This is a genomic window from Methylobacillus arboreus (assembly GCF_020532725.1).
GTDB lineage: Bacteria > Pseudomonadota > Gammaproteobacteria > Burkholderiales > Methylophilaceae > Methylobacillus > Methylobacillus arboreus.
Genome location: NZ_JAJAVC010000006.1, coordinates 691,320 through 705,173, shown reverse-complemented (window position 1 = coordinate 705,173; position 13,854 = coordinate 691,320). Strand labels below are relative to the sequence as shown.

At 57.2% G+C, this 13,854-nt stretch carries 10 protein-coding genes; all 10 read left to right on the top strand.

The features are described 5' to 3' along the window. The first annotated feature begins 65 nt into the window (after positions 1 to 65). The 10 genes from LG198_RS09305 to LG198_RS09260 all read left to right on the top strand — a co-directional run bounded on the left by LG198_RS09305 (position 66) and on the right by LG198_RS09260 (position 13,854). Positions 66 to 2,504 (top strand): TonB-dependent siderophore receptor, encoded by a 2,439-nt coding sequence (locus LG198_RS09305; protein WP_230342897.1) that lies wholly within the window; start codon positions 66 to 68, stop codon positions 2,502 to 2,504. Positions 2,505 to 2,614: 110 nt separating this feature from the next. Then, positions 2,615 to 3,124, top strand: a complete 510-nt coding sequence (locus LG198_RS09300) for a sigma-70 family RNA polymerase sigma factor (protein WP_230342896.1) — start codon at positions 2,615 to 2,617, stop codon at positions 3,122 to 3,124. Continuing rightward, positions 3,124 to 4,116, top strand: coding sequence for a FecR domain-containing protein (locus LG198_RS09295; RefSeq protein ID WP_230342895.1), 993 nt, complete (start codon positions 3,124 to 3,126; stop codon positions 4,114 to 4,116). Before LG198_RS09300 ends, LG198_RS09295 begins: the two co-directional genes overlap by 1 nt. Positions 4,117 to 4,258: 142 nt before the next feature. Beyond that, positions 4,259 to 6,733 (top strand): TonB-dependent siderophore receptor, encoded by a 2,475-nt coding sequence (locus tag LG198_RS09290; protein WP_230342894.1) that lies wholly within the window; start codon positions 4,259 to 4,261, stop codon positions 6,731 to 6,733. A gap of 123 nt (positions 6,734 to 6,856) precedes the next feature. Further along, on the top strand, positions 6,857 to 7,387 hold the full coding sequence (locus LG198_RS09285) for a sigma-70 family RNA polymerase sigma factor (protein WP_230342893.1): 531 nt from the start codon (positions 6,857 to 6,859) through the stop codon (positions 7,385 to 7,387). A gap of 5 nt (positions 7,388 to 7,392) precedes the next feature. Next, positions 7,393 to 8,367, top strand: coding sequence for a FecR family protein (locus tag LG198_RS09280; RefSeq protein WP_230342892.1), 975 nt, complete (start codon positions 7,393 to 7,395; stop codon positions 8,365 to 8,367). 82 nt (positions 8,368 to 8,449) lie between these two features. Continuing rightward, a complete protein-coding gene (locus tag LG198_RS09275) occupies positions 8,450 to 10,909 on the top strand; it encodes a TonB-dependent siderophore receptor (protein ID WP_230342891.1) in 2,460 nt (819 codons plus the stop codon). Positions 10,910 to 11,189: 280 nt separating this feature from the next. Continuing rightward, a complete protein-coding gene (locus tag LG198_RS09270; protein WP_230342890.1) occupies positions 11,190 to 12,764 on the top strand; it encodes a PepSY-associated TM helix domain-containing protein in 1,575 nt (524 codons plus the stop codon). Beyond that, positions 12,761 to 13,051, top strand: a complete 291-nt coding sequence (locus LG198_RS09265) for a DUF3649 domain-containing protein (RefSeq protein ID WP_230342889.1) — start codon at positions 12,761 to 12,763, stop codon at positions 13,049 to 13,051. The genes LG198_RS09270 and LG198_RS09265 overlap by 4 nt, the downstream gene beginning before the upstream one ends. Next, positions 13,048 to 13,854, top strand: coding sequence for a DUF3325 domain-containing protein (locus LG198_RS09260; protein WP_230342888.1), 807 nt, complete (start codon positions 13,048 to 13,050; stop codon positions 13,852 to 13,854). The genes LG198_RS09265 and LG198_RS09260 overlap by 4 nt, the downstream gene beginning before the upstream one ends.

Below are 13,854 nucleotides of genomic sequence, written 5' to 3'. Positions count from 1 at the left end.
GGATTTCCCCGGGATGTTGGACAAGGTTATTGAAACCTCTAACAACACGATCAGGGAACAACTCCATGCCATCATCCGTTTTACGCCATTGCCTGCTGGTAATGGCGATCTCTGCTGCTTTCCCCGCTTCGGCGGCTACAGCGGAACCCGAAGCTGCCGTCATAGCCAGTGTCCAGCAATACAACATCACTGCTGCCGAGCTGGCCGACGTGCTGAGCCGGATTGCCGTTGCCAGTGGCCAGAACATTGTTGCCGAACCTAGGCTGGTGCAGGGCAAGCGCGGCCACGCCGTGCAAGGCAGCTACACTCCGCGTCAGGCCATCGAGCAGGCGCTGGTGGGCACTGGCCTGCAAGTATCAGTCCATGAGCGAGGCGGTTTCGTGATCCGCGTGGCGAGCCAGGTGGACGGCGCCGCTGCCGTAGGCAATGCTTTGCCCGAAGTGGCCGTCAAGGCCAGTTCATTGAATGATGCAGTGACGGAGGGCACAGGGTCTTACACCACGCGCAGCATGAGCTCGGCGACCAAGCTCGACCTTTCAGCCAGGGAAACCCCGCAATCGGTAAGTGTGATCACCCGCCAAAGGATAGAGGATCAGTCCATGTTTACCCTCGGCGATGCCCTGAATTACACCACCGGCCTCACCGTGACCAAATGGGGCGGCGAGCGCGAGCGCTTCAATTCACGTGGATTCCAGATCAGCAACCTGATGGTGGATGGCCTGGTGATTGGCTATGAGGAAGCCGCGCTATCGACTGGCCTGTTGTCCATGTATGACCGGGTGGAACTCGTCCGCGGCTCCAGCGGCTTGATGGAAGGGGCTGGCACGCCGGGCGGCACCATCAGCTTGCAACGCAAACGCCCTACCCGTGAATTCCAGGGCTCGGTGACGGCCAGCGCTGGCCGCTGGGACAACTACAGCACAGGACTTGATATCGCAGGCCCGCTGAACGAGGCTGGCAGCCTGCGCGGGCGGCTGGTGATGTCCTACCAGGACAAGAATTCCTTCATCCAGGATTACGAAAACAAGCGTAGCCTGCTTTACGGCATTCTGGAGGGCGACCTTGGCGAGAGGACGACATTGACGCTGGGCTTTTCCTGGAGCCAGGATAACAACCCCGGCGCCGACTGGAACGGCATAGGCACTTATCTTGACGGTAGCTTTGTGCCGATTTCCCGTTCTACACGAATGAGCCCGAGCTGGTCATACTGGGACAAGGAAAGCACGACTATTTTCACGGAGCTGGAGCATCGCTTCTCCGATACCTGGAAAGCCAAGCTGGCTGCTACGGCGATGCAAAGCAAGGCGGATATCCTGGGTACTTTCCTTGGCTTTGCCAATGACCATAATCCCTATTTCAACCTCAGTGGCGGAACGCAGGCATACCAGTATGATCACGAGCAATTCAGCATTGATGGCTCCTTGTCTGGGGCGTACCAGCTAGGAGGCAGGTCGCACGAGGTGGTGGTCGGCCTGAGTCATCGCCGGAGTGATGACGATGACCGCGGAGCCAACACCAACTACACCAGTGTCGATTTCGATCCGCTTAACTGGAATCCTGGTTCAGTACCCAAGCCCGCAATTATCTCGGACTGGCATGCCTATTCCCGTGACCAAAACGTCAAGCAGAGCGCAGTCTATGCCATGACCCGGCTTAACTTGCGGGATGACCTGAAGCTCATCCTGGGCGCGCGCATGAACTGGTACGAGTCAGAACTGAAGGCTGCCTGGGAAACCACGCCTTACAAGGATACCCGGGTCGTGACACCCTATGCAGGCTTGATATATGACCTCAATGCCAATCATTCCGTGTATGCCAGTTGGACGGAAATATTCAACCCGCAGAATTACCAGACTCCGGGCGGAAGTCTCCTGAAACCGCAGGAGGGTACCAATTACGAAGTGGGTATCAAGGGCGAATATTTTGATAAAAAGCTTAATGCCAGCCTGGCGATTTTCCAGCTCGACCTGGAAAACCTGCCAGCCGCATTGCCCGTTGCCGCCTGCCAGGTCAACCAGCCTAGTTGCTACGCGACATCAGGCAAGGTGAGAAGCCGCGGCGTGGATGTCGAGGTGCAAGGCAGCCTCACGCCGCGTTGGCAAGTCGGGCTGGGCTACACCTACAACCATGTAGAGGTGCTCAAGGAAACGGAATACTCCATGATCGAAACGCATGTGGTTGGCAGCCGCTGGGGCGCCAATTTGCCGTTGAACCTGTTCAAACTGTTCACCAGCTACCGTTTGCCGGGAGAGTTGGACAAATGGAAAGTGGGCGGCGGCATCCGTACGCAAAGCAGAATCTATACCCCTTACGGCGTTCAACAAGGGGGCTACAGCGTGGCCGACCTGTATGTAAGCTATGCCGTGGACAAGAATCTTGAGCTCAGCCTGAACGGCAACAATATTTTCGACAAGCGCTATTACTCATCGATCAGCTCTCCCTGGGGCGCGAACTTCTTCGGCGAACCGCGCAATATTATGGTGACCGCGCGCTACAAGTTCTAATTTTCCGCTACTCAAGGCAGGCTTATTGTTTTGGGCCTGCCCTTGCCTAATCTCGGGAGCGCGGCATAGAATGAGAACCATTCTTATTTTTGGCCCGCTCTCCTTTTTCCATGCCTCTGGCGAATTCTTCTTCCCAAACCGACCTTTTGCACGATCTTTACCAGGATCACCATGGCTGGTTGCGTTCATGGCTGCGCAGGCAATTGCATTGCAGCGAAAACGCCGCCGATCTCGCCCATGACACCTTTCTGCGCGTGATTGCCGCGCGTAATGCCAGCTGCATTCTGGAGCCGCGGGTTTACCTGGCGACGGTGGCGCGGCGGGTGATGGTGGATTATTTCCGGCGCAGCGCGCTCGAGCGGGCCTACATCGAGGCACTTGCCGCCCTGCCTGAACCTGTCCAGGTTTCCACCGAAGAACGGGCGATGGTGATCGAGACGCTGTGCGAGATCGATGCCATGCTGGATGCATTGGGGGAAAAGCCACGCCAGGCCTTCCTGCTTTCGCAGCTGGATGGCCTCACCTATAAGGAGATTGCCGAACGCATGGGCCTCTCCGTGAGTTCTATCAAGAAATACATGGCGCGCGCTATCGAGCATTGCCTGCTGTTTTCGCTCTGATGTCCCGTCTACCTTACCCCGATCCGCACACCGCGCGCCGAGTCATTCGCGAGGCTGCCTCATGGTATAGCCAGTTATGTTCCGGCCAGTCCACGCTTGAAGAGAAACAGGCGTGGCAATCCTGGCTGAGCCAGGGCTGGGAGCAACAATGGGCTTGGTCGCGCGTGGAGAACCTGCAGCGGCAGCTAGGGGTTGCCCCGGGAGATGTCACGCGCAATGTGCTGGAATCCAGCGCCGAGGAAATGCGCGCCCAGCGGCGTGCTTTATTGAAAGGTGCGGGAGCGGTCGCAATTGCTTGTCCCGTTGCCTGGTACGGTTGGCAGGCCAGGCCATGGCAGCCTTTGCTGGCGGATTACCGGACTGCCACTGGCGAGCGGCGTGAATGGTTGCTTGATGACGGTACACGGCTGGTCCTGAACACGGATAGCGCAGTGGATATCGTGTTCGATGCACATCAACGCCTGGTAAAGCTGATCAGGGGAGAAATTTTCATTGAAACCGGCCATGGCGATGCAGCGCAGGGCAAGTCATTTGTCGTGCAGACGGCACATGCCAGCCTTCGTGCCTTGGGTACGCAATTTGCGGTGCGGCTCCATGCGGATTCAACCTGGCTGGCGGTGATGCAACATGCAGTGGAAATCACATTGCCATCGTCCGCTTCGGCATCCTTGATATTGGCGGCAGGCCAGCAGGCGACAATAGATGATAACGGAGTGGACGGCACCCTCCTGCTGGCAGGCAACGAAGTGAGCTGGCTGCGCGGCATGCTGGTCGTGACCGATTGGCGCCTTGCCGATCTTGCCGCGGAACTTGGCCGCTACCGCCGCGGCAGCTTGCGCTGCGATAGCCGCCTGGCTGATCGGCGGATTTCAGGTGCTTTCCCGCTGGATGATACCGACATGGCGCTTCAGGCAATTCAGGCTGCCCTGCCAATGTTGCAGATCGATTACCTCACGCGCTATTGGGTGACATTGCGGCCAGCGAAAGACTAGTCCTCGTCTGTCCTGCCTTCCTTGTGCTATTGAATAACCATCGCTGCCGGTTAGCGCAAAAATACTGTATATCGTTTGTACCTTTTCTGTTCTTGTCCGACCTATCCCATGAAGCAATTCGATTGTGCAACAGGGAGACAAAATGAAAAGGCAACACCAGGCTGCCGGAAAGACAGCCTATCTGCAACATAAACTGCTGGGGGCCGTAATCGCAGCAGCTTTTTCCATGGTCATGCCGCCCTTGACCGGGGCCTTGTCCCAGTCAAGGGCGGCGGAGAGCGAGGCGCCCAGGGCGTATGACATACCGGCTGGTGCGCTGGACAGTGCATTGAGCCGCTTCGCAGGCGAGGCCGGGGTAGTGCTGTCGTTCGAGGCCGAGCAGGCCAGGCGTTTGGCCACCGATGGCTTGAAAGGACAATACACGGTCAAGCAGGGGTTTGATATCTTGCTGCAAGGCAGCGGACTGCAAGCGGTGGAAATCCGCCCAGGCCAATTTGTATTAAAGGCGATTGTCATCAGCGAGCTCGGCAAGCCATCTGCGGAAACATTGCCCGAAGTGAGCGTCAAGGCCAGCGCGGTGAAAGAGTCCATGACGGAGGGAACCGGCTCTTATACTACCCAGGTAATGAATAGTGCCACGCGTCTGCCATTATCTATCCGTGAAACCCCGCAATCCGTCACCGTGGTGACACGCCAGCGCATGGATGACCAAGGCATGCTGAATATCAACGACGTGGTCAAAAGCACGCCAGGGATTTTCCTGAGTAACGCCGATGGCCCGGGGCGTCCCAACTTTGAGGCACGAGGGTTCGGGATCAGCAATATCATGTACGACGGGGCACTGGCGCCATGGTCGTCCTATATTCCCAGTGCGCAGGCCAACCTGGCAATGTATGACCGGGTGGAAGTGGTGCGCGGCGCGACCGGCCTCATGCAAGGGGCTGGCAATCCCTCGGCTGCGATCAACCTGGTGCGTAAAAGGCCGACCAGCGAATTCAAAGGTTCGCTGACTGCGTATGCGGGTAGCTGGGACAGCTATGGCAGCATTCTGGATGTAGGCGGCGCCCTGAATGAAGCGGCCTCATTGCGCGGACGAGTGGTGGCCTCTGTGCAGGAGGCGGACAGTTTCCGTGACGGGCAGAGCTATGACAATCATCTGTTCTATGCAATCGGGGAAGCGGACCTGTCCGAGAAAACCACGCTGACTGTGGGCGCCTATACACAGAAAGACGGAACAAACGGGGCCTGGTGGGGCGGCCTGCCCATCAACCCGGATGGCAGCCACGTCAAACTCAAGCGTTCTGCTACCCTGACGAATAGCTGGGAATACCTGGACCAGGAAACCAAGAGCATTTTCGCCATTGTTGAGCATCACTTCAATGACGACTGGAAGCTGAAGTTCAACACCACGTATATGTGGAGCCATATCGACGGCCTTGGTACCTTCATGCGCAGCACGGCTACCGGCGCCAATATCAATCATGACCTCATGGCATGGCGTGGAGAACAGGAAAACAAGGCATCCAGTTATGACCTGGTCGTGAACGGCAATTATGAGTTGCTTGGACGGCAACATGAGCTGGTGTTCGGCGCCAATCGCAACCAGTTCGACTCCAGTCCGAGAAATTACGGAACGACGTATATCGGCAGCAATACGGATATCTACAACTGGAGCAGGAGCGTATTGCTCAAGCCTAACCTGCCCTACACCAGCACTGGCCATACGCGCACACGCCAGGATGGAGCCTATGTAACGACGCGCCTCAATCTGGCCGAACAGTGGAAATTGATACTGGGCGGCCGGCTGGATTGGTATGACTACGACAACTACCGCAATACCTCGGATTACAAGGTCGTGCGCAATGTCACGCGGTATGCGGGGCTGATATACGATATCAACGACCAGCATTCGCTGTATGCCAGTTTCACGGATATTTTCAGTCCGCAAAGCAGCATCGGACGGGACGGTAATGTGATCCGTCCGATTGATGGCGAGAATTATGAGCTGGGGCTCAAGGGCGAATACCTGGATGGCGCGTTGAATACCAGCATCGCTTTGTTCCAGGTGAGCCAGAAGAATCGTTCCCGTGCAGTCAGGGATGTCAGCGAGTGCCAAGTAGGTACAAATTGTGCAGAAGCATCGGGCGAGGTGCGCAGCCGGGGCGTAGATATGGAGTTGCAAGGCGCGTTGCGGCCCAATTGGCAAGTCGGGGCGGGCTATACCTATACCAACACCGAATACGTCAAGGACAACACCTATGACAAAGGGGACCGTTTCAATACGATGCTGCCTGAGCACATGTTCAAGCTGACGACCGTCTACCGTTTCCTAGGAGATTGGGAAAATTGGAGAGTGGGTGCCAACTTGTATCGCCAAAGCCGGATGTATGCGATAGCTGAAGAGGCTGGCACTACCAATGATGTCGAGCAGAAAGCCTATACGCTAGTGGATGTGATCATAGGCTACAAAGCCAGCAAGAACCTCGATTTCCAGATCAATATCAACAACCTGCTGGATAAGTCCTATTACCGCGGCATTTCCAACAGTGCCAACTGGGCCTGGGAAAGCTATGGCGAGCCTAGGAGCGCCAGGGTGACTGCCAGATATACCTTTTAACCGCCCTTAATCGTACTGCCGCCTTCCGGGTTTCAACCTGGGAGGCGTTTTTCTATTGCTTAATCCGAGCATAAAATAATAAAATGAGAACCATTTCCATTTATTGACTGTGGTCCCGCTGCCATGTCTTCGGCAAACACCCCTTCCCACACCGAGATTCTGCGTGCCTTGTACCTTGACCATCAAGGCTGGCTGCAGAACTGGTTGCGGCATAAGCTGGGCTGCCATCACCAGGCGGCCGACCTGGCGCAGGAGACATTCTGCCGGTTGCTGTCGGTGTCGCGCATGGACCTTGCCGCACTGAAGACGCCGCGCGCCTACCTGACGACGACAGCTACGCGGCTGATCATAGACCAGGCGCGGCGCCACAAGGTTGAGCAGGCATATATGGAAGCCCTGGCGCTTTCCCAGGACGGCATTTATGCCATCTCGCCCGAACAGCACCTGGCCACCGTGGAAACCCTGACGCTGATTGCCGGCCTGCTGGAAGGAATGACGGAAAGGCCGCGTCAGGCGTTCATGCTGAGCCGGCTGGAAAACCTGACCTACCCTGAAATCGGTGCGGTGCTGGGCGTTTCCAGCAGCATGGTCAAGCAGTACATTGCCTCGGCTATGGTGCATTGCCATGACATTGCCTATGGCGACGGCATGTAAGCCTGATGCAAGACGCTTCTTCAAACCCTTCGCGCAGCATCATTGAGCAGGCCGCCAGGTGGCATGCGCATATTCAATCCGGCGAAGCAAGCGCGGCGGAGCAGTCCGAGTTTGAACAATGGCGCCAGGCGGATGCAAGGCATGCCGAAGCGTATGCCCGCATGCAGAAGCTCTGGTCGCGGTTCGAGGGCGCGCAACAAGCTCCTGCCCGCGCCGCGCTCGATGCGGCGCTCAAGCCGGTCGCACGCAAACGCGGCAGGCCTGCCGCCAAGCTTGCCTTGCTGCTGACAATCCTCGCTGCTGGCGGGCTGGTATCGCAAACGCCCCCAGGGCGGTTCATGATGGCGGATTACAGCACGTCGATCGGCGAGCAGCGTATCATCGAGCTCGCGGATAACAGCCGGGTCACGCTCGATAGCCATAGTGCCGTTGATATCGACTTCAGCACCGGGCAGCGCCACCTGCGGTTGCTGCAAGGCAAAATCCTGGTCGAGGTTGCCAAGGACAAGAACAGGCCGTTCATCGTCGAAACCGGAGAAGGCACCGCGCGGGCCTTGGGCACGCAATACCTGGTCCGGCGCCAGAAGAAAGCCACCCAGGTGACCGTGATCGAATCAAGCGTGGAAGCCTGCGCCGCCAATGCATCAAAGCCTTGCGTGACGATGCAGCCCGGGGATTCCGTATTGCTGCAAAACCAGATGGTCGGGCCGATAGAAACAGTGGACATAGAGGCTGTCACGGCATGGACCAGGTTCCGGCTGGTGGCGGACGACATGCCGCTTGCCGATGTGCTGCGCGATGTGCAGCGCTACCATCGCGGTCATCTGCATTTTAACGACCAGGCGATTGAAAGCGTCCGCGTTTCGGGTGTGTTCGCGCTGGATGATACGGCGCACACCCTCAAGGTGCTTGCCGATACCACGCCGGTCAGGATCACGCAGTACACGCCCTGGCTGACGGTCATCAAGCCCCTCAAATAAAAATATTTCGCATTCGCTGTCCTTCCCTGCTTTTGGTGCGTCATCGTTGATGAAGACAATACAACAGGGAGTACCAGCTTAAATGCAACACGTTAACTCTAGGAAAAAGCCATTGGCTACCGCCATGCGGCTGGCGCTGGCTTTTTCATCTATTTCCTTGCTTGCTTATGCAGCATCCAGCCAGGCTGAACCTGCTATGCAGGCTGAAAGTGTAAAGTCCTATGATATTGCCGCCGGTTCCCTTACCGGCGTGCTCAATAGCTACGCGCAAGCGGCAGGCGTGGTGTTGTCGTTTGATCCTGCCCTCACTTCAGGGAAAACCAGTACCGGGCTTAAAGGCAGTTACACCGTCAAGCAAGGCTTTGACGTGTTGCTGCGGGATTCCGGGCTGCAGGTGACACCGGCGGCGGACGGCGGCTACACGTTGAAGAAAGTGCCGTTAGGCAGTATTTCATCAAATCCGGATGTATTGCCGGAAATATCCGTCAAGGCCGTGGCGGAAACCACGGCTGTGACGGAAGGTACCGGCTCATACACGACCAGTAGCATGAGCACGGCAACCAGGATGGCGCTTTCGCCGCGCGAAACGCCGCAGTCGGTCAGCGTGCTCACGCGTCAGCAGATCGAGGACCAGGGGCTGGTCACACTCGATGATGCGGTTCAGAACATCACTGGCCTGACCATGCAGAAGGGTTATTACACTGGTGATTCCGGCAGTTTCAGCTCGCGTGGCTTCCAGATATCCAATATCTTGCTCGATGGTTTACCTACCAGTACCGGTGCCAATGGCACATTCAATGCTGACAATGACTCCCTGGACATCTATGACCGGGTGGAAGTCGTACGCGGTGCCACGGGCCTGACCACCGGAGCCGGTACGCCCTCGGCAGCGATTAATCTGGTACGCAAGCGGCCGACGGCGGAAACACGAGTCAATGTGACGCTGAGCGCGGGAAGCTGGGACAATTATCGCGCGGTACTGGATGCTGGCGGGCCGCTCAACGCCGCCGGTACGCTACGCGGCCGTACCGTGATCACGGCGCAGGATACGGATTACTTCTATGACGCTGCCCATGGCCGCAACCACCAGTTCTACGGTATTCTTGAAGCGGACTTGGGACCTGTCACAACGGCTACACTGGGGATTCATTACCGCAGGGTGGATAACGACGGCTTGATTCCGGGCATACCCACCAACACGGACGGCAGTTTTATCTCCGGCCTGAAGCGTTCCACGAATCTTTCCAATGATTTTGACTACTGGAAACAGACTGACGTCACGGTATTTGCCGACTTGACCCACAAGTTTGACAATGACTGGCAGGTCAAGGCCGCGGCCGTCTGGAAACGGCCGGAACAGGATATGTTGTTTTCCGGGTTGAGCCGCAATAGCGGGGTCCTCTACCAGAACAGCCAGCGCTACCGGCTTGATAACAAACAAGACAGTTACGATGTGTCGCTTAATGGCCCGTTTTCGCTGCTTGGCCGTTCACATGAGCTGATGTTCGGAGCCAGCTACCGCCAATATGACAACAGGAACTGGGGCGGCTGGGCTGCTTATAGCTGGTCGACTGCCGGGCCGGTCGTCAATCCCTACAACTGGGATTCCTCTAGTGTCACCGAGCCAGCCATCGACATGTCGCGATGGAATATCGATACCACGACCAGCCAGAAAGGCGTCTATGCCGCTACGCGCTTGAATATCACGGATACTTTGAAAATTATTCTGGGAGCACGGTCGAACTGGTTCGAGAACGAAAACCATCTTACTCGTCGTGACTATAAAGTCACCCGGGAAATCACACCCTATGCTGGCGCCATCTACGACCTGGACGATAGTCACTCGGTCTATGCGAGCTGGACTGAAATTTTCGAGCCGCAGGGTAATATCGATAGAAACGGCAACCTGCTTGAACCCATTACCGGCACCAACTATGAGGCCGGCATCAAGGGCGAGTACTTTGGCGGCAGGCTGCATGCCAGTTTGGCGACCTTTATCGTTAGGCAACAGAACCGCGCCGTCAACGACCTGAGCGGCCCCAATCCCTGCCCTGGCAGCACTGGTGGCTACTGCCAGCGTGCCTCTGGCGAGATTGAGAGCAAAGGCGTGGAGTTGGAAGTCGGCGGCGGATTGACGCCGAACTGGCAGGTCATGACGGGCTATACCTACGTGGCGGCGAAATATACCAAGGATGATGATCCTGCCAACATTGGTCGCCTGTACAACAGCAATCTGCCGAGGCACCAGTTCAAGTTGACGACCAACTACCGGCTGCCGGGCGAATTCTCCCGCTGGCGCATTGGTGGAAGCCTTTACGCGCAAAACAGTGTTAAGGCCAATGATGATTCACGCATCGAGCAATCCGCTTATGCCATCCTCGGCCTGAATGCCGGTTACAATCTGAATGACCGGACGGAATTCAGATTGAACGTTAACAATTTGTTCGACAAGCGTTATTACCAGACACTGGGCTGGGACACAGGGGGTAACGTCTTTGGCACCCCACGCAGCGTACTACTGACGGCACGGTATAGGTTCTGACCTTAAAGCTTGACTAGCCAAACAGGCCATATGTAATGTGGCCTGTTTTCTTTTATAAAGCGACTGTTGATAGGAGTTTCAAAGAATTTTTCATTTTTAGGTGTCCTTTTTTCATTCTCAAGTGTCATTACTAGTAAGAGGGTAATATTTTGAATTTTGCGCATGGGTAAAAGTGCCAGTGCGCTTGATCATATTCATTTTTCAAGGCGGATAGCGGCCCTATCCGCCTTTTGATCGAATCAAACAAGGATTTGCCGTGAAGGAAGGTTTTCGCCAAAGCATGGCCTGGCTCCACACCTGGGTAGGCCTGTTGGTTGGCTGGGTGTTGTTTTTTGTATTCGTGACGGGTAGCGCCGGTTACATGAATTATGAAATCACGCGCTGGATGCAGCCTGAGCTGCCGCTACCAAAACAGCTAGTCGAAGTCGAGCCTGCGCAGGTGCTGGGATTCGCCTTCGACCGGCTGGAGCAGGTAGCTCCCAATGCCAGGATGTGGAGCGTGACGCTGCCGCACCGCGCGGTTGCGCAGCGCACGGACCGCGAGGCCGCAATTGCGTGGGAGGATATGCCGCGGCCGGGACAGGAGCGCGGGCGGCGCGGCAACGAGGGATTCGACCCTGTAACGGGCGCGCCGGACCAGCCTGTTGAGGCGCGTGCCACCGGCGCGGGCTGGGAACTGTATGAAATGCACTATGCGCTGCATTACATCAACTATGACGTGGCGTACCGCATTGTAGGCGTGTGCACCATGTTCATGCTGCTGGCGATCATCAGCGGCATCATTACCCACAAGAAGATTTTCAAGGATTTCTTTACCTTCCGCCCGGGCAAGGGCCAGCGCAGCTGGCTGGATGCGCACAATCTCGTCAGTGTGATGGCATTACCGTTCTTCCTCATGATTACCTACAGCGGCCTGGTGTTCTTCACGTTCCAGTATATGCCGACGGTGAAGGACGCCTTGTACGGTTCTTCGGAAAAACAGCTGCGGCAGTTGTATGACGAACTGTTCCAGCGCGACCCGGTGGACAAGGCATTCGAGCCCGTAACCCGGGCAAAGGCATCAGTGCCGCAAATGGTGGCCACTGCCCAGGCGGCTTGGGGAGATTTGCCGGTCGCGACGGTAATGCTGCGCCATCCCGCGGAAGAAGGCGCTTACGTGGAAATCATTGGTGATTCGTCGCGGCTGCTGAATCGCGGTTTCCCGCCCAAATTGAAATTCAATGCCGAGACCGGCGAACCTATGCCGGTCGAGGACAAGAACAACGCCTCGCTCCACACGCGCAACGTGCTGCTGGCATTGCATGAAGGCCATTTTGCCGGCTGGTGGCTGCGCTGGCTGTATTTCCTCTCAGGCGTGCTGGGTTGCGCGATGATAGGCACCGGTCTGGTGCTGTGGACGGTAAAGCGGCGCAATAACCATCTTGCCAAGCATGGCGGTAAGCCCGGCTTCGGCCACCGCCTGGTGGAGGTGCTCAACGTGGGAACGATAGTCGGCCTGCCGGTCGCAGTGGCGGCCTATTTCTGGGCCAACCGCCTGCTGCCCGTCGAAATGGCCGACCGCGCGGATTGGGAAATACATTGCCTGTTTGCAGTATGGGGCTGGATGTTCATCTACGCGGCTTTACGGCCGCTCAAGCGCGCATGGCTGGAAAGCCTGTACATCGCGGCTGCGGCCTTCGGCCTGATCCCGTTGCTGAATTTCTTGACCACGGACAAGCACCTCGGCGTGACCCTGCCTTATGGCGACTGGGTGCTCGCAGGCTTCGACCTGACCATGTGGGGCTTCGCCGCCGCCTTTGCCTATATGGCATATAAGCTCAAGCAGCGATGGTTGAAACAGGAGGCTGCGGCATGAGTTCAGTGACGCGTTACCGCCTGATGGTGGCTTCCCGGATATTGGCAGCCGTGGTGGCGGGTTACGCCCTCACTTCCTCGGCGTCGATATTGCTGGCCTTGCTGCTGCCAATCCCCAAGGCTGAGGCTGTGCTGGCTTCCACCATGCTGAGCTTTGCCGTTTATGCCGGGGTCGTCATCTGGGTATTCCAGGCACGCAGCGCTACCAGAGCCTGGGTAGGACTGCTGTTGCCATTGGCCGTGCTTTCACTGCTCTGCTGGCTGTTGATGCCGGGAGGCGCGGCATGAGCGCATACCACTTCGCGGTGCTGCTGTTGACCCTGGGCGGTTTTGCTGCGTTGGCGGTCAGCATGGAAAAGCACGGCAGGCAATTGACGGGCCGCGACCTGCCTGAAAAAAAGCGCAGGCTGGTTTACTGGCTGGGCTGGGTTTTGCTCGCGCTTGCCCTGGCGGTGGGAGTGGGCGGTTGGCATTGGAATATCGGCCCGGTGGTGCTGGTGGGCTGGCTGAGTGTAGCCGGGATGGCGTTGGCATTCACGATGCCATGGTGGCCTTTGCAACCCAAATTGGCTGCACGCAAGGAGAAACCGCTGCCGCAAGTGCCCGATTCTGTGCTGCCTTGGCCTGTGCGCAGCTTGCTGATCCTGGGCTTGGTCGCATTGCCGGCATGGTATGTTGGCAATGCCTGGAAAATGTCCGAGCACGCCGTGTTGCGCGATGATGCTGTGCATGGCCAGATCGGTCCCTGGAAGTTTGTCATTGTGGAAGAAGACCAGGGCCCGCCCGAGTTTGTCGCTGGCGGTACGCCGATCAAGGAATTCCACCTGCGCTTTTGCGAGGAATGCGACCGGGAAATCCGCGCCGCCTATCTCAAGATCCGCAAGCCGCGCTCGTTGCGCGCGGCAGGCCTGGCATTCAGCGGCACGCGCTGGACGCGCGAAGTGGCCATCTACATACCGCCTGCCGCCACGTTGGAAGACCAGATATGGCTGACGGTGGAAAGCAAGGCGGGAGAGGTATACCACCAGGCGTTCGATATTGAGCGCCTGTCACCCGCCTTGGCAAAATTCATCAAGGAAAGGAGGCAATAA